At 50.5% G+C, this 17,091-nt stretch carries 13 protein-coding genes; 4 read left to right on the plus strand and 9 right to left on the minus strand.

Going from position 1 to position 17,091, the window contains the following annotated elements:
• Window positions 1-12: 12 nt before the first annotated feature.
• Window positions 13-897 (minus strand): carbohydrate ABC transporter permease, encoded by an 885-nt coding sequence (locus F1379_RS05075; protein WP_150267044.1) that lies wholly within the window; start codon window positions 895-897, stop codon window positions 13-15.
• A 33-nt stretch (window positions 898-930) separates the two neighbouring features.
• Window positions 931-1,896, minus strand: a complete 966-nt coding sequence (locus F1379_RS05080; protein WP_150267046.1) for an ABC transporter permease — start codon at window positions 1,894-1,896, stop codon at window positions 931-933.
• A 232-nt stretch (window positions 1,897-2,128) separates the two neighbouring features.
• On the opposite strand from F1379_RS05080, the gene F1379_RS05085 reads away from it, so the two are divergent.
• Entirely contained in the window at window positions 2,129-4,117 is a 1,989-nt protein-coding gene (locus tag F1379_RS05085; protein ID WP_150267049.1) for a beta-galactosidase, read from the plus strand.
• 887 nt (window positions 4,118-5,004) lie between these two features.
• Here the strand turns inward: F1379_RS05085 and F1379_RS05090 are convergent.
• Together F1379_RS05090 and F1379_RS05095 are read right to left on the minus strand one after the other, a co-directional pair.
• Window positions 5,005-6,060, minus strand: coding sequence for an LLM class flavin-dependent oxidoreductase (locus tag F1379_RS05090; protein ID WP_150267051.1), 1,056 nt, complete (start codon window positions 6,058-6,060; stop codon window positions 5,005-5,007).
• Between the two features lie 284 nt (window positions 6,061-6,344).
• Window positions 6,345-7,430 (minus strand): ABC transporter substrate-binding protein, encoded by a 1,086-nt coding sequence (locus F1379_RS05095; RefSeq protein ID WP_150267053.1) that lies wholly within the window; start codon window positions 7,428-7,430, stop codon window positions 6,345-6,347.
• Window positions 7,431-7,623: 193 nt separating this feature from the next.
• On the opposite strand from F1379_RS05095, the gene F1379_RS05100 reads away from it, so the two are divergent.
• The 3 genes from F1379_RS05100 to F1379_RS05110 all read left to right on the plus strand — a co-directional run bounded on the left by F1379_RS05100 (window position 7,624) and on the right by F1379_RS05110 (window position 10,625).
• The gene (locus F1379_RS05100; protein ID WP_150267055.1) at window positions 7,624-8,730 is read left to right on the plus strand and encodes a FecCD family ABC transporter permease; all 1,107 of its coding nucleotides are present in this window, start codon (window positions 7,624-7,626) and stop codon (window positions 8,728-8,730) included.
• Window positions 8,730-9,503, plus strand: coding sequence for an ABC transporter ATP-binding protein (locus F1379_RS05105; protein WP_150267057.1), 774 nt, complete (start codon window positions 8,730-8,732; stop codon window positions 9,501-9,503). Before F1379_RS05100 ends, F1379_RS05105 begins: the two co-directional genes overlap by 1 nt.
• A 129-nt stretch (window positions 9,504-9,632) precedes the next feature.
• Window positions 9,633-10,625 carry a DUF4003 family protein gene (locus F1379_RS05110; protein WP_150267059.1) on the plus strand — a complete coding sequence of 331 codons (993 nt, stop codon included), beginning with the start codon at window positions 9,633-9,635 and terminating at the stop codon, window positions 10,623-10,625.
• A gap of 42 nt (window positions 10,626-10,667) precedes the next feature.
• On the opposite strand, the gene F1379_RS05115 is transcribed toward F1379_RS05110, so the two are convergent.
• The 5 genes from F1379_RS05115 to F1379_RS05135 all read right to left on the minus strand — a co-directional run bounded on the left by F1379_RS05115 (window position 10,668) and on the right by F1379_RS05135 (window position 17,091).
• A complete protein-coding gene (locus tag F1379_RS05115; RefSeq protein ID WP_150267062.1) occupies window positions 10,668-12,572 on the minus strand; it encodes a hypothetical protein in 1,905 nt (634 codons plus the stop codon).
• A 122-nt stretch (window positions 12,573-12,694) separates the two neighbouring features.
• On the minus strand, window positions 12,695-13,777 hold the full coding sequence (gene aroB, locus F1379_RS05120; RefSeq protein WP_150267064.1) for a 3-dehydroquinate synthase: 1,083 nt from the start codon (window positions 13,775-13,777) through the stop codon (window positions 12,695-12,697).
• A 9-nt stretch (window positions 13,778-13,786) separates the two neighbouring features.
• On the minus strand, window positions 13,787-14,992 hold the full coding sequence (locus F1379_RS05125) for a DegT/DnrJ/EryC1/StrS family aminotransferase (RefSeq protein ID WP_150267067.1): 1,206 nt from the start codon (window positions 14,990-14,992) through the stop codon (window positions 13,787-13,789).
• A 34-nt stretch (window positions 14,993-15,026) separates the two neighbouring features.
• Window positions 15,027-15,980, minus strand: a complete 954-nt coding sequence (locus tag F1379_RS05130; RefSeq protein ID WP_150267069.1) for an ROK family protein — start codon at window positions 15,978-15,980, stop codon at window positions 15,027-15,029.
• A 4-nt stretch (window positions 15,981-15,984) separates the two neighbouring features.
• Window positions 15,985-17,091: a Gfo/Idh/MocA family protein gene (locus F1379_RS05135; RefSeq protein WP_150267071.1), complete on the minus strand. Its 1,107-nt coding sequence runs from the start codon at window positions 17,089-17,091 to the stop codon at window positions 15,985-15,987.

Here is a 17,091-nt window from a genome sequence, read left to right on the forward strand (position 1 = left end):
CTGCGTAATGAATTACCCCTTAACAGAGCCGAGCATCACCCCTTTGGCAAAGTGCTTTTGCAGGAACGGATATACGCACATAATCGGCAGTGTGCCAACTACGATAACCGCCATCTTGATCGCCTGCTCCGGAGGCTGCACGAAATTCGGGTCCATGGAGCTGAGATCGCCCGCCGCCGTCTGGGACAGCATGACAATCTGGCGCAGCATAACCTGCAAAGGCCATTTCGTCGGATCGTTGATATAGAGCAGTGCAGAAAAGAAGTTGTTCCAGTGCCCTACCGCGTAGAACAGTGTGAAGGTGGCCAGCACCGGCTTGGACAGCGGTAGTACAATTCGCCACAGCAGCCCCAGTTCGGTACACCCGTCAATGCGGGCAGCCTCCTCGACCTCAATCGGCATCTCCTGGAAGAAGTTCTTGACGATAATCAGGTTGAACGCGCTGATCGCCCCGGGCAGAATCAAGGCGTTGAGGGTATCCAGCAGATGCAGGTCGCGGATGACCAGATAGGTTGGAATCATCCCGCCCCCGAAGAGCATCGTGAAGATAACCAGGTTAAGAATCGTATTCCGCCCCATTAAATGGCGCTTGGCCATCGGATAAGCCATCGTAACGGTAAAGAACAGATTGACGATCGTGCCGATCACTGTGACATACAGCGATACCCCGATACTGCGCACAATTGTATCCGTCGAGAAAATAAAGCGGTACGAGTCCAGCGTAAACGTCGTCGGAATCAGAAATACCGCTCGCTTTGTAATTTCCGCCTCCGTGGCGAACGAGCCGGCAACCACGAACAGGAACGGAAGAATCGCAGCAATGCCGATAATCCCCAGAAATATGTAGTTGAACACATCGAAGGCTTTCTCTCCGGCGCTGCGGTAATGTTTAGTCATCCTTGTCTCCTCCCCTCTTCAATAAATGAATTTTTAGTACAATCCGGATTCACCGGTTTTTTTGGCCAGCCAGTTCGTGCCGAGCACCAGGATTACGCCGATTACCGATTTGAACAGGCCAACGGCGGTACTGTAGCTGAATGCCCCCTGGGTAATTCCCAGCTGATAGACATAAGTATCGAATACCTCGGCCACCTCGCGGTTAAGCGCATTCATCATCAGATAAATCTGCTCGAAGCCGTTATCCAGAATCGTCCCCATCCGCAAAATCAGCAGAATGACAATTGTACTCCGGATCGCCGGCAGCGTAATATGCCAAATCTGACGCCAGCGGCTCGCGCCGTCGACCACGGCAGCCTCATACTGCTCCACATCCACACCTGCCAGCGCCGCCAGAAAAATAATCGTTCCCCAGCCGCATTCCTTCCAGATGGTCTGCAGGATGATCAGCGGACGGAACCAGTCCGGATTGGCCAGAAAATCGGTTTTTCTTCCCGTGATCTGGAACAATAGTTCGTTGATCGCACCGCCCTCCGTCGTCAGGAACACGTACGTGATACTGGCCACAATAACCATGGAGATAAAGTGCGGCACATAAATCATCGTCTGGATCGTCCGTTTATAGAAGGACAAGCGGATTTCATTCAGCAGCAGTGCCAGAATAATCGGCGCCGGGAAAAAGAACACCAGATTATAAAGCGACAGCACCAGCGTATTGCGCAGCAGCATGAAGAAATCGGGATTCTGGAAAAACGTGCGGAAATGCTCCAGCCCTACCCACTCGCTTTTCCAGAAGCCGACAAAGGGCTGAAAATCTTTAAAAGCAAGCAGCACGCCCCACATGGGCACATATTTAAAGATTAGAAAATACAGCAGGCCCGGGGTCAATAAAATGTAAAGCCATTTGTCCCGCTTCAGGCGCCGCAGCACCTGTGATCGCCTGGAATCCCTCATCGCAGGGGGGCGGATGCCGGCCTCCAAAGCCGCTCCTTGCTTCATTGTGTTTCACCTCCGTTGTAATTTGCAGCCCGACAGCCCGGCTGCGATTCCTATTATGCTGCGGCCGGTTTTTTCCGGCAATCGGACTTTTTGGCGGCAGCGCCTTTTCCGCCGCTTTGGACACCGGATCAAGAAAGTGCAAAGCCGGCAAAAGTTTACTATTGCCCCTGCAAGATACAGCCCCTATGATGCCTTAATAACCTTTAAGCGTAGCCCCGGGAAGGAGAGCGAAATGAAAAGCAAATTGTATCACGGCACGGCCTGGTATCCCGAGCTGTGGGAGGAAGAGGTCCGCCGTCAGGATCTTCTGCTGATGAAGGAAGCGGGGATTAACCTGGTGCGTATGGGCGAGTTCGTGTGGTCGGTGCTGGAGCCCGAGGAGGGCCGGATCGACGCCGGTCCGTTCGCCGAGTACATTGCCGAACTGCATAAGCATGGAATAGATACGATTATGTGCACACCGACGGCGACCCCGCCGGTATGGCTGACGCACGGGCACCCCGAACGGCTCTTTGTCGATAGGGACGGGCACGTCATGGGACACGGATCAAGGCAGCATGTCTGCACGAACAATCCTTATTTCCGGGAGCGTGCTGCGCTCCTTGCCGGACACCTCGGCCGCAGGCTTGGCGGGCTGCCGGGCCTTGTTGCCTGGCAGCTCGACAACGAATTCAAATCGCATGTGGCGGAATGTATGTGCGGCACTTGCCGGACGCTATGGCATGAGTGGCTGGAGAGGCGTTACGGAACGGTTGCACAGTTGAATGAAGCATGGGGAACGGGCGTATGGAGTCACACCTACCAGCGGTTCGACCAGGTGCCGCAGCCTGTGGCCACCCCTTTCCTGCATAATTCTTCGCTGCAGACCATGTACCGCCTGTTCCAGGCGGAGCAGATCGCGGAATTCGCGGACGAGCAGGCGGCCATTCTGCGGCGGTATTCACTGGCGCCTGTTACGCATAACAGCAGCGTCGCCTTTCATCTCGACAACGAGCAGCTGTTCCGCGGCCTGGACTTCGCCGCTTACGACACCTATGCATCGCAGGCCAATATGCATGCCTACACGCTGAACTGCGACCTATGGCGGAATTTGAAGCCGGGCAAGGATTTCTGGGTGATGGAGACCAGCCCGTCGTATGCGGGCTCGCTGCAGAGCTATGCCGTGCCGCACCCGGACGGCTACGTGGCGGCCGAAGCGGTCGCTGCGTATGCGCTGGGCGCCGGGGCCTTCTGTTACTGGCTGTGGCGGCAGCAGCGCAGCGGCAGCGAGCAGCCGCACGGCTCGGTGCTCAGCGCCTGGGGCGAGCCTGCGCTCGGCTACGATCAGGTGCTGCTGGCCTCGCAGGCACGGCTGGCCATCGAGCCGGTGATGCTTGCGACCCGTCCCATGCAGGCGGAGGTAGCCATCACCTATTCGGACCGCACCAAGGCCTATCTGGCCACGGAACCTCACCGCAAGCTGAATTACCGCAGCCTGCTGGGCGACTTCTACAAGCGGATCCTGGACATGGGCATTCACCGCGACCTGGTGCCCGAGGGCGGCGCTTTGGACGGCTATAAGCTGCTGTTTACGCCGTTCGTGCATTATTTATCGCCGGAGTTCCTGGCGAAGGCGCTTGCCTTCACGGAGGCGGGCGGCATCTGGATCGCCGGCCCGCTGACTGGCGGGCGGACGGCAGAGCATACGCTGCATACGGATGCCGCGTTGGGCGCTCTTGAGCATGCCGCCGGGGTCAAGACCAAATTCGTCTACCCCATGGACGGCACCGGCAGCATCGGCACGGCCTTCGGGCTGTCCGCGCCTCTGTCCTTGTGGAGCGCGGTCTTCGAGCCGCTGCCCGGGGGCGCTTCCGTGATCGGAGAGATCACGGAGGGCCGGACACCGGGCCTTGCCTTCCTCACCGAGCAGCCTTACGGCCGCGGCGCGGTGGTCATGCTCGGCTCGCTGCCGGCCGGCGAAGACGGCGATGCGCTGCTGCGCGCGCTGATCGATCATTACGCGCAGCGGGCGGGCGTTACGCTGCGCACCGACGCGGGCGCGGGCACACTGGTCTGCCCGCGGCGCGGCGAGGTTGACGAGGTGTGGACCCTCGTCAACATGGACGGGCGCGGCGGCGCGGTTACCCTGCCGCGCCCCGCCCGGGACGCGCTGAGCGGCGCCGCGGTACCCGCTGGCCGCTTCACGCTCGCAGCCTATGAATACAGGCTGCTTCAACTGTAGTCGCTGCCCGTGTGCCGGCTCAACGCAGCTTCGCCATGCACGATCTAACCCGGCTATGCACCGACTAACTGCTGCTACCGTCTAACTACTGCTTTACACCAGCTAACTGCTGCTACACTACTTACTTCTGCTATACAACATCTAACGCAGCTTTACACTAATTTATCGCAGCCATACACTAACTAACCCAGCCGTACACCAATTAATCGCAGCCCTACACCAACTAACTCAGCTACACACCAGCTAACTGCAGCTGTTCGCCAGTTAACACAGCTATGTACCTACTAACTGTTGCTACTAACTGACTGCTGCTATACAACATCTAACGCAGCTATACACCAAACTAACTCTGCTTTTACCAGCTAACACAGCTATGCATAACTTCTAGCTTGTCATAGGGCTGGCTACGTTCATGTATGGAACCTTTAATACTCGGCACGCTCAAGGTACTAAGTGGATTTTCGCAAACTAAATTAACCAAAAAAGCTTGCGGAAGAGATCTAAGTGGATAACAGCAAACTAATTTGCCCCATTTTGCGGTTGGGCGGCCCAAACCCGCGAATTAGTTTGCTCATTTCCACTTAGATTCTGTAAAACTGCTAAAAACCCTAAATTAGTTTGCGATTTTCCAATTAGACCGGCAGAACGCTAAATACATCACCCGAAAATAAAAATAGCGGTTCTCCAATAACAGAGAACCGCTGCTCATATCGGAGAACCGCTGTTAATCCGTTCTTACGCATAGAATCGCATATGCAAGAGCAAGAACAAACGTTAATTAGTGCTTTGTACTTAAACCTACGCTTCTGCGTTCGATCATACAGCCTTACCTACTCCTGCTCTTCTTTGCCTTACTTATTCACTGCTCTTCTCCCAGCGTGCCTTACTTATTCCCCGCTCTTCTCCCAGCGCGCAACTTCCTCCCGCACGCGCGGTGCCACTTCGGTTCCCAGCAGCCGGATGGCTTCCATGACCTCCGCATGCGGCATCGTTCCGTGCGGCACATGCAGCAGGAAGCGCGTAACCCCCACATGCTTGCGCAGGTGAATGATCTTGGCGGCTACGGTTGCCGGGTCGCCGACATACAGTGCGCCGTCCCAGCTGCAAGCCGCGTCATAGTCTGCACGGGTATAAGGCGGCAATCCCTTCTCGACGGCCCGGAAATTCGTGCGGGCGTAGGTCGAAGGGAAGAACCGCTCGGCAGCAGCCGCTTCAGTCTCGGCGACGAAGCCGTGCGAATGCGTGGCAACCGGCAGCTTGGATACATCATGGCCCGCTTTCGCCGCCGCTGCCTTATAGAGCCGAACATGCTCAGCGTAATCCGAAGGATTGACATTGCCGATAATGGCAAGGGCGAATGGCAAGCCAAGTGTACCGGCGCGTACGGCAGATGCATGGCTTCCGGCGCTGGCAATCCATACGGGCAGCGGCTGCTGCACCGGACGCGGATAGATTGTCTGGTTATGTATCGCCGGTCTGAACTTGCCGCTCCAGTTGAGCTTCTCCGCAGCGCGGATTTGCAGCAGCAGATCCAGCTTCTCCTCGAACAGTTCTTCATAATCCTTCAGATCGTAGCCGAAGAGCGGAAACGATTCGGTAAAAGACCCCCGTCCCACCATGATTTCGGCCCGTCCGTCCGACAGCCCGTCCAGCGTGGCGAAATCCTGAAACACGCGCACCGGATCGGAGGACGATAAGATCATCACCGCACTGGTCAAGCGGATCCGGGTTGTCCGCGATGCCGCCGCAGCCATCACTACCGCAGGCGAAGACGCGGCAAAATCGGGACGGTGATGTTCGCCTACACCATACACATCAAGCCCCACCTGATCCGCCAGCACAATCTCCTCCACCACCTCGCGCAGCCGCTGCGCATGACTCATTGTCTCTCCTGTTACCGGATCGGGCGTTGTCTCGACAAAGGTGCTTACACCTATTTCCACAATTATTTCCTCCTACAATCGGATTGCATAGTTCGTATGCATAATAAGCTAATTCATTTATCTTAAATCTTCGATATGAAATATTCAAAGGTTTAATTTTGATCCATAAGGAAAAGAAAAGGCAACCGGGCTTACCCGGCTGCCTGAATACTGTTCCGATCATCCTGTTACTCTTCCTATCATTCGACTACTTGACTCCGTAGGCCAAAATATCGTTCCGATCATCCTGCTACTTCTACCAATCTTCCTACAACCCCACTCCATAAACCTCAAAGTCTCTCGCCTTAGTTCCCTGCCAGCTCAGCAGCCAGTTTCTCGGCTCCGTCGAAGATGGAGTAGCTGTAGCCCCAGAACTGGTTGAAATCAATGACATGGATTTCCTTGTTCTTGATCGCATTCAGGCTCTGCAGCGATGGATCGGCATAGAAGGTGTCGATGGTGGCCTGCGGATCAGGGCCTCCTGTATAGTCGGACAGCAGCATCACATCCGGGTTCGTGGCCAGCAATTGCTCTTTGCTGATTTCGCCGGTAATGTCGCCGAAGCTGTTTTTAAGTCCGAGCAATCCCAGTACATCGCCGGCAAAAGTGTCAATGTTTCCGCTGTAGACGGCAATTGCACCGTTTCCGCCGTCCGATACATACGCGAAGGTCTTCTCACCGTTAGACTTGGCTTTAATCGCTTCGGCACGTGCTTTCAGTTCCTCTGTAAAGGCAGCCGCCTGTTCCTGTACGTCAAAAATTTGTCCAATCTGCTCGATATCCTTGTACAGGCTGTCCAGCGTCGCGCCCTTCACGCTGGTATTCTGCAGATAAGTCTTGATTCCCAGCCCGTTCAGACCTTCGACTGTTCCGACACCCCAATCGGCATCAGCGAACAGGTCCGCCCGTCCGAGCACCAGATCCGGGCTGGCGCCGACTACCAGTTCCTTGCTGGCGTAATTTTCGGTAATCACCGGAAGCTTCTTGAATTCCTCCGCTACCGCCGGATCCCCGTCACCATAAAGTGCTGCTACCCCGACAATTTTATCCGTCAGACCCAGCTTGATCATAAGCTCGGCAGCGCCTTGAGTATTGGCAACCACCTTCTGCGGTACCTGGTCAAATGTCTGTGACTTAGACGTCCATTCCGTTCCTTCTCCATTGTTCGTATAATTCTCAATCGTCAGCGGGTATACCGTCTTGGCGCTTGCCGCCGTCTCTTCCGCAGCTGCTGTAGCCGAAGGCTCTGCAGTGGCCGCCTGATTGGCTGCATTGCTTGTCCCGCCCGAGTTATTTGCATTTCCGGCGTTGTTAGAAGAACAGCCGGCAATCATCAATACCACCATTAATACCGCAAGCAGCGGCAACAAACCTCTCCATCTTTTACCCATGATTTCAGACCCTCTCCTCTATGTAAACTATGAATTTGTTCCGCAGGCAATGCTATTACGGTGCTGCCTGGTACAAACGTAGAATATTAAAATTTAAACGTCATGTCAATGAGAATTATTATCATTGACAATCATTCTCAAGAGAAATATATTTAGATAATAACTTTACACGCTAGGAGAATCGATAATCGCCATGCAGACTGCGACCTTAACCGGCAACGAGCCCAAGAAATCACTAATACATACACGCTCCGGATTTTTAGCGATGACCGGTGTACTCCTGATCATTATGCTGCTGTCGGCCGGCGCCGCCGTATCCTTCGGGCAGGTGGAAATTCCGATTTCCCAATCCTACCGCATATTGCTTCATCAAATCACAGGCATTCAAATCGGCGACCCAGCGGATCTGGCCTCCGGTTCATTCGTAGATATCATCTGGAAAATCCGCCTTCCGCGCGTCCTGCTCGCCATGTTCATCGGCGCCGGACTGACGCTGTGCGGAACCATCATGCAGGCCGCTGTGCAGAACCCGCTTGCCGATCCTTACATTCTTGGCATTTCCTCCGGCGCCTCGCTGGGCGCAACCTTCGCCATCCTTGTCGGCTTCGGGTCGATCGGCTTCCTGGGGCAGACGGGAATCGCCTTCTGGGCGTTCGCCGGTGCAGTCGGCGCCTCGCTGCTCGTGCTGATGCTGGCCAGCTCCGGCGGCAAAATGACCTCCGTCAAGCTTGTCCTCGCCGGCATGGTCATCAATGCGTTATGTACGGCCTTCGCCAATTTTATCGTTTATTTTGCCAACAACGCCGAAGGCATCAAGACGGTTACGTTCTGGACCATGGGCAGTCTGGCCGCTGCCAGCTGGGACAAGCTGCCGCTGATCTCTATCGTTATTGTGCTGTCCGTGGCCTTCTTCCTGCTGCAGTCCCGGGTGCTTAACACCATGCTCCTCGGCGATGAGGCAGCCGTTACACTGGGGATCAACCTTAGTGTGTACCGCCGGGCCTACCTGGTTGTCTCTGCACTGATTACCGGTGTAATGGTCGCCAGCTGCGGTATGATCGGCTTCGTGGGGTTGATTATCCCCCATATGGTCCGCGGGCTCGTAGGCTCCGACCACCGCCGGCTGCTGCCGACCTCCGTCCTCTGCGGCGCGATCTTCCTGATCTGGACGGATGTGATCGCCCGTACCATTGTGCCGAATGTAGAGCTTCCTATCGGTATTATCACCGCTCTGATCGGTGCACCGCTGTTCATGTATATGCTTGTCAAAAAAGGCTACGCGTTTGGAGGGAAATCCTGATGAATTTAAATGTCGACCGGTTATGTGTCTCTTTCGCCGATGCCCATATCGTGAATGAAGTATCCGTCCAGGTGAAGAACAAGCAATTTGTCGGCCTGATCGGTCCCAACGGCTGCGGCAAGTCCACCCTGCTCAAGAGTATCTACAAAGTAATCAAACCCCGCGAGGGCGAGGTACTTCTCGGCGATATCAATGTCATCAAAGCGAATCCCAAGCAGGTCTCGCGCAAGCTGGGGGTAGTCGGCCAGTTCAATGAACTGAGCTTTGACTTCACGGTGCAGGAGATGGTCATGATGGGCCGCACTCCGCATAAGGGCTTGCTGGAAACCGACAGCAGCGACGATTACCGCATTGTCGAGGCCGCTTTGGCCAAGGTCAATCTGGCCTCCTACGCGAACCGCAGCTATAATTCCTTGTCAGGCGGCGAGAAGCAGCGGGTCATCCTGGCCCGCACCCTGGCACAGCAGCCGGAGTTCATGATCCTTGATGAGCCAACCAACCATCTGGACATTAAATACCAGCTGCAGATTCTCAGCATCGTGCGTAAGCTGGACATCGGCATTCTCGCCGCGCTCCATGACCTGACACTGGCTGCCGAATACTGCGACTACCTGTATGTCATGAAGGAAGGCCGGGTCGTGGCCAAGGGTGAACCGGAGCAGATTCTGACCAAGGAGCTGATCGCCGAGGTATTCGACGTCGACTGCGAGATTTACCGCAATCCCGTCACCGGCGGACTGGGCATTGCCTATCTGCAGGCAGGCGGGATGTAGAATAGAATATTTGCAGGGGTGAACAGACGCAAATCTGGCTCACCCCTTTTTTTCTTGCAATCCATAGTACACTTGTAGGAGCAAGACAACTGAGTACATGCTGATACGCAGCAGATGGGAGAGAATGCAATGGAAACAGCCTACCAGGCAAAGCTCGAACTGTTCGCCGCCAATGCCCAGAACGTCAAATCAGAGTTCAGCTGGCACAACGCCCAGATCAACCGGCTTGCAGCATTGCTGTATACGGCGGAGAACCGGAATGCGGACGCGCAGGCAATCCGCTACTGCTACGATCTGCTTAAGGAGAAGACAGGGTTCTTCTCGCAGTTCAGAGGAAATCTGGGTGTCTGCATCGCGGCTCTGCTGGCCCTCTCCGGCGATCCCTCCAAGCAGCTTAACGATACCCTCTCCGTCTATGAACAGATGAAGGAAGCCAAATTCAGAGCCTCCGACTACTTGGTTATTGCCGCCCACCAGATTGCTGCCCATTCGGCAGACGGAAATTACGGTACAGCCATTGAACGGGCCAAAATCTTTTACGACCGGATGAAGTCCCGGCATTACTTTCTTACGGGGCAGGATGATTATATTTACGCTGCACTGCTCGGCTTATCCTCGCTGGATGTCGAGAGCAGTGTAGAACGTATGGAGCAGCTCTATTCGTTGCTGAAGCCGGAGTTCGGGGCCAGTAACCGTCTGCAGGCGTTGACGCAGGTACTGGTGCTAGGGGAAGACAGCACGGAAACGGCAAGCCGGCTGCTGCTGCTGCAGGAGGATTTCCGCCGACGGGGCCTCCGGCTGGACAAGGAATATACCTTAACCTCGCTTGGTATTCTGTCGCTGCTGCCCGCTGAACGGGAGACAGTTGTGCGTACGGTGGAAGAGACATACGAGTTTTTGCGGGAACAGAAAGGATTCGGCAGCTTCTGGCTCACCAAGCAGGAAGTCCTGCTGTACTCGGCTGCGCTGGCAGCCTACAAGCAAATTGAGGATATTCAGAAGGGCCTGCTGACCGCCTCACTCTCCACCAGCCTAACCAGCATCGTCATAGCCCAGCAATCTGCAAGCGCCGCCGCAGCGGCCTCTGCAGCCGCTGCGGCATCTTCATCCTCTTCGGATTAAGGGTTGGGGCAGCGGCTCCCGGGCTTCCGCTGCCCTTTTCCATTAATCAAAAAACACTCCGGATAATGTAACATCAGGACCTGAATTTTTAACAAATTTCACCTTGATATGACCCTTTAAATATAGGCTTACGTAAATTCCCGTTTCCGTTTCATACTCATTGAAATGACATTCAGTAAGAATACTCCCGTTCTCAGCGTCACAGACTCCAATGGTGAATCTTCGTCCGAATTTCTCATAATCTACAAAATAAAAAGAAACCTTCCTGGCTTCGTTTCCCGTTATAAATAATTCAATTTCAAATTTTTCTGTATGTAAAAGATAGGAGCCCAGTCTGTTATTGCTTTGTACAGGCGCAAGCGCACGGTCATCGGAATAGCAATACGATAGAACGACCATATCCGCGTCTCTAACGATCATTCCCTGCCTCACTAAATAGGGGGGCATTTTCTCTGTGCTTCCCGGGATATAATAGCCACATCTGCCGTAACTTTCTTTCCATTCCCCCTGAGTAACTAAATCAGTCCCCGATAAGGCTGCACTTGTCCCAATATTCTTGGCATCCTTACGAACCTTTACTTCACAGTACTGAAATTTCAGTTCATCATAATGAGTACATATTCTGAAGAGATGGTAACCCCGCTCCAATTCTTCGAAGCATATTTCCGTAACGCCTTGGTCAGCCTCAATCCGCTTAGGCTGCAGCTTATTATCAATATATATTTCAAAGTCCTGATCCGTGCTAGTTTCCCTCAAAACAATCCTGAGGTCCGTTCCGAAAAAAATAAATTGCATCTCTGAATGCTTCTTTAACACTCCAATATATCCACCATACCGGTCTTGTACAAGGGCATATTCGCCCTGTACAGATTCAATGTTTATATCACCAGCCTTAATTTTGCTTTGATTATGTACGACTTCAGCCTGGGAATGATCTAATATGTCACGCTCCAGTTCAACGAACAGCTCATATTCCCGCTCTTTTATTTCGGGGCATTTTGCAATTAACCTGTCCAGAGTTAAAGGCTTCTTCGCAACGTTATATTTTACCGCCAAGTTTCTGAACGCCAGTATTTCTTGCTTTAGTTCTGACAGCAGAATGTAATAATGATTTGCCCTCTTTAATTTTCCGATAAGATATAAATCCTGCACCAGCTTCAGAAGGATCAATTTATGCTCATATATGATATAAAACGCTCTGATATCCAAATAACCGTCGTTTGTTCCCGCATTATTCATCATAGTTATCATTACATCATATATGGATATTCCATAGACAAACTCAGCAGCGTATACATTCCTTCTGTTCATATCATGCATTGAAACGTTGTACGTATGGATTGAATGAACATAATCATACAGCTGATTTTTTATAAAGAAAGTATTATAGTTAACTTCATCAAAGATGTCGTCTTTTAATTTTATTAAATGCACACCTTCAAACCAGTCAAAAAACGGATGTTCAAAACTGCCCAGAATCTCTTCAAATGAAACTTCAAATACAGAATAAGGGTTTTCATTGAAAAACTCACCAATATAAAATACTTTTCTCTCCGAGTCATATCCGAATATTAGAAGATCGTGGTAAAGATGCTTTTGTTTATAATTCTCGCTAGAGAGCTTTATATTAAAATGATCAACTAACAGATAAACGTAATAGCCGAGATCAATGGATGATGTAATGAATTTTTCGGGGCTGATTCCCAATTTATGAATTATGCCCCGATGAATTTTATTGTACTCAACGAGCGGGTAATTTTTGATGAATTCGGTAATATCCCAGCATATATTAAAGTCCAGCCGCTCCGCTCTATAATAGGCCAACTGAATATAGTGTGTGAGCAGCCGGGGCAGTAGTGGCTTACGGGATTCCAATAGGGACATAATTACAGCCGTATGGGGATAGGAGGTCACCGTTGAAGGGTTATACTCCAGTATTTTCTTCAATCATACTTTCTCCTTTCAGTTAAATTTTCTTGCTTCTACTAAAAAAACGGGTATTCCAGCAGGAATCCTTCACACTGCAGTGACGTTATCCTTATTGGAAGTACCCGCTATGGTATATTTCATTAATGAGTGTAAAGCTCCTTCAAGACGGAGTAGATCAGCCCATTATCACTGATAGAGGTCCGCTCGACATGGCCGACAGCGATAGGGATGATAAACTCAATTTCATTTCCCCGGCTTTTTTTATCCAAAAGGATTTTTTCAAAAACCTGGTCGATATCGAATCCATCCAGTGTAACAGGTAAACCGATGCTTACCAGTAAAGCTACAACTTTCTCCTTCTCTCCTTGTTGCGTCAGACCGAGGGCTTCACCCAATCTAAAAGCACCCGCGATGCCTATCGAAACAGCCTCCCCGTGAGATAACGAAAACCCGGATACGGATTCAACGGCATGTCCGATAGTGTGGCCGAAATTCAAGACGGCTCTTATTCCGCGGTCAAACTCATCACTGCATACAATCTCACTTTTAATTGTGCAGTTTTCATGGATCAAATATTCTAGAACATCATTATCAAAGGAATATATATCTTCAATATGAGCAGACACATATTCAAACAGCTTGTTATCGGCAATGATACAATGTACAAGAATTTCCACAATCCCTGCGTTGATATATCTCCGTGGCAGCGTCCTGATAAATCCCGGATTAATGATCACCAGATCCGGCTGATAAAAAGAGCCTATATTGTTTTTTATGTTCTGATAATTGATTCCAACCTTGCCTCCCACACTGCTGTCCACCTGTGCCAACAATGTTGTAGGGCACTGTATGAATCCAATTCCCCGCAGATAAGTGGAGGCCACGAATCCGGTTACATCTCCCACGACGCCTCCGCCCAGAGCTATCATTACATCATGCCTTTGAACTTTATGGCTGCACAAGAACCCGTATATCGCTTCCACTGTCTTTAGATTTTTAGACTGCTCCCCTTCCGGAAATACATAATGAAGAACAGAATAACCAAGCCTGGAGAACATTTGCATCCAAGCATCAAGATACAGCTCCGATACCGTGCTATCTGTAACAATCACCACTCTTGTCCCGGGGCATGCGCTTTGAATATACGAGGTGAAATCATTGATATCATCCGATATGACAATAGGGTATTGCCTTTCCTTTAATTCCACCGTTAATGAATGCATCTCTTCACCTTATCGACCCGCATTTTTAATTTTATTGATCGCACCGGCAATGTCCTTTAAATCTTCTGTATCCCCTTCAAGGGTATAATGTGGTAACCAAATCACATCGCTGGCAATTTTTCTGGCATTACTTAAATCCGCTTCTTGTGAGTAGTCGTACCCCTCAATCCGTCTACCGAATTTCTGCTCCTTAAAAAACTTCGTATCGGATAAGACAGGAAACGATATAAAGCTGGGAATGCCCTCCGCAATCAAAGCATCTACAAATTGTTGTCTGCTCATTCCGTTGAAATACAGTGAATCATAGTAGAACATATACATATAATGCGGATTAAGGGTGGAGCCTTCCTTGCGGCCCTGAGGCGTAATGCCCTCGACATCTTCCAGAAGGTTATCCAGAAACAAAGCGTGTTTCTCCCGTACTTCGTTCAAATGCTCAATCCGCTCCAGTTGGGCCAGCAGGATTGCGGCATGAAATTCACTCATCCGGTAATTGGAGCCCATAACCAGATGCTGATAGGTTCTATCATTCTTCGGTCTGCCAACTCCATGCATCAAATATGCGGTATCATAGAATTCTTTGCTGTTCGTTACAATGCACCCGCCTTCACCGCAGGTCATTAATTTCCCATTCTGAAAACTGAATATCGCAATATCTCCCATACTGCCAATTCTTTTATTCTTCCATTCTCCTCCGTGTCCATGGGCAGCGTCTTCAATTACTTTAATATTATGCTTCCGGGCTATCTCACAAATCCGATCCATATCACAGGCATGTCCAGCCATATGGACTGGAATAACGGCTTTCGTTCTTGGGGTTATCGCCTTCTCAAATGCTTCAGGACTCATGCAGAAAGTCTCCGGATCAACATCCACTAATACTGGAGTTGCATTGCAATAAATAACCGCGGAGCCTGTGGAGATAAATGTAAGCGCCGGAACGATTACCTCATCACCTCTTCCTATGTCCAAAACAGATAGGCTTAACTCTATGGCATGTGTTCCGTTTGTGACGGCCAGACAATATTCAGTATCGTGCATTTTGGCAAATTTCTCTTCAAATTCATCGACCATTGTCCCGGTCATTCTCCACCAATTCCCGCTTTTCACTACTTCAGTGATCAGCTCAAGCTCTCTTTCTCCGGAAATGGGCCACTGCGGAAAGGGTTTGGTTTTGTAAGGACTTCCTCCATTAATTACCAATGTCTCACTCATTTGCGTAACCTCCATATTATTAATATAAAAAATATTAATCTTGATAGTGATTAATATTTATATCCTTATCCATGCACAGTTTTACGGCACCGTAAATGCCGTTAAGATCCTGAAGCTCCGAGAATAATATATCCACTTTTCTGGTGTTTCCTAATAAGTTATCTGTAGCTTCTTCAAGGATAGCCTTATAAAATTCCCCAGCCTTCAGAACCCCGCCCCCTATCACTATCGAATCTATATCTAACACAGCAACCAGTATTTCTATCATTCTCGCAACGTAGTGTCCCGCTTTCCGGAATGCCTCTAAGGCCGCGATATCGTTTGCGGATGCGCGTTTGGCCAGCTCCTCCAAGGAAATCAACGCGGGATCAATACCTGATTGCTCACAGTATGCAGATACGATAGCAGGCCCGGAGGCGAGCGCTTGCAGGCAGCCTTTTTTTCCGCAGACACATGTAGGCCCGTTCTCCAGCATTGCAATATGGCCAATCTCACCAGCCCACCCGTGCTTTCCCGGATATAATTGGTCATCAGTAATGATGCCGCAGCTGATTCCTGTGCTTAAGGTAATATAGATGAAGGAGTGAAGCCTGGCGCCCCTTCCTTTCCATTGTTCCCCTAATGCCGCACAGTTGGAATCATCTTCCATATACACATTGACATGATAGCGCTGCTCGAGGCAGGTCCGTAAAGGAAATCCGTTCCATAGTGGATTATTGGGCCATACAGTGATCACTCCATGCTTACGGTCAAATAGGGCAGCTGAAGAAACGCCTATAGCCCTTAACCTTATTCCGGCAGTCTCATAAGATTGCACAATTTGATCAATCGGTTGAAATAAATTCGCCTCAACTTCTGCTGCGGCATGCTCCAGATGGATAAACGTCCTTTTTACAAGAGACCCTTCGACACAATCCTGAGCAACATTATAAATACAAAATCTTATTGATGTTCCCCCGATGTCTACACCCAGAATAAATTCACTCATAGCTTCACCTGTCAAAATAACCGGCCGGAAAGCACTCGACCACAGTTTCGTTGCTGTACATTTTCTCTATCAATGCGACCGAAGCTATGGCATCCTTCGCTGAAAGATATGTACCCGACCGGTCTCTGATCTGGTCAATGAAATATTGCCCCAAAGCATAGAAGGCCTGGAAGGCATGGTTAGTTTCTCTATTCAGGACTAAAGTTTCACTGTTCCGGTCATCCATGAGCATTATTTCATCCTTATCCCATAAGCGTTGATTGCTGAATCCAAAAAGCGTTTTCATCTCCAACCTTCCTTTTGTACCGGTTAACACGATATGGGTATAATCATTTTCTACATCCTCCGCCCAGCTGACCTTAACAATCATTGTAGTCCCATCGCTATGTTTAACCTGGCCTACGGCCGTTCGTTCGACATCTATTTCAGCCTTAAGAACGCTTGAGCTGGTTTGAAACCATCCGGCACTGTCCTTTGCCTCCCCCCCTCCGGTCCTAACGGTAGTCAGCGAAGCTTCCGAAACTTCCTTTCCTTGCGTAAACATAGTACATATATCAACGATGTGAGAACCTAAATCGGTCAATACTCCGCCTCCAGAAAACTTGCGGTTAGTAAACCAGCTTCCCGGGTTTGGAACACCCGACTTTCTGATCCAAGAAGCTTCAATATGTGCCAGCTCCCCTGCTTTTCCCTCCGTAAATAATTGATAAAACTTCTTAACGTCTAAGCGAAACCTGTTTACAAAGCCCGGCAAATAAATCAGGCCATTCTGCTCAGCCAGTTCAACGATTTCTCTGATTTCCGCTTCTAGGAAGGCAACCGGCTTTTCGCATAATACATGCTTTCCTTTTAGCAATGCCTGTCTTGTGTAGTCAACATGCGTATAATTAGGTGACGCAATAATCACAGCAGTGATATCGGAATCCAAAAATTCATCGAAATCTGTAAAGACATGTGGAATTCCATGTTTATTGCCAAACTCCGCTGCGTTAGTATCAGGGATATCGTAGACCGCCTTAATCTCTACTCCTTCAATGCTTGCAAGCACCGGAACATGCGCTTTTTCCATAATCCAGCCACACCCGATAAGACCGATATTAATAGTATTCAT

The sequence above is a fragment of the Paenibacillus tepidiphilus genome (assembly GCF_008635795.1).
Lineage (GTDB): Bacteria > Bacillota > Bacilli > Paenibacillales > Paenibacillaceae > Paenibacillus_AQ > Paenibacillus_AQ tepidiphilus.

Coding starts and splice junctions, on each gene's coding strand:
- F1379_RS05075 (WP_150267044.1), bottom strand. CDS start 897: ATGACTAAACATTACCGCAGCGCCGGAGAGAAAGCCTTCGATGTGTTC.
- F1379_RS05080 (WP_150267046.1), bottom strand. CDS start 1,896: ATGAAGCAAGGAGCGGCTTTGGAGGCCGGCATCCGCCCCCCTGCGATG.
- F1379_RS05085 (WP_150267049.1), top strand. CDS start 2,129: ATGAAAAGCAAATTGTATCACGGCACGGCCTGGTATCCCGAGCTGTGG.
- F1379_RS05095 (WP_150267053.1), bottom strand. CDS start 7,430: ATGGGTAAAAGATGGAGAGGTTTGTTGCCGCTGCTTGCGGTATTAATG.
- F1379_RS05100 (WP_150267055.1), top strand. CDS start 7,624: ATGCAGACTGCGACCTTAACCGGCAACGAGCCCAAGAAATCACTAATA.
- F1379_RS05105 (WP_150267057.1), top strand. CDS start 8,730: ATGAATTTAAATGTCGACCGGTTATGTGTCTCTTTCGCCGATGCCCAT.
- F1379_RS05110 (WP_150267059.1), top strand. CDS start 9,633: ATGGAAACAGCCTACCAGGCAAAGCTCGAACTGTTCGCCGCCAATGCC.
- aroB (WP_150267064.1), bottom strand. CDS start 13,777: ATGCATTCATTAACGGTGGAATTAAAGGAAAGGCAATACCCTATTGTC.
- F1379_RS05125 (WP_150267067.1), bottom strand. CDS start 14,992: ATGAGTGAGACATTGGTAATTAATGGAGGAAGTCCTTACAAAACCAAA.
- F1379_RS05130 (WP_150267069.1), bottom strand. CDS start 15,980: ATGAGTGAATTTATTCTGGGTGTAGACATCGGGGGAACATCAATAAGA.
- F1379_RS05135 (WP_150267071.1), bottom strand. CDS start 17,091: ATGAATACTATTAATATCGGTCTTATCGGGTGTGGCTGGATTATGGAA.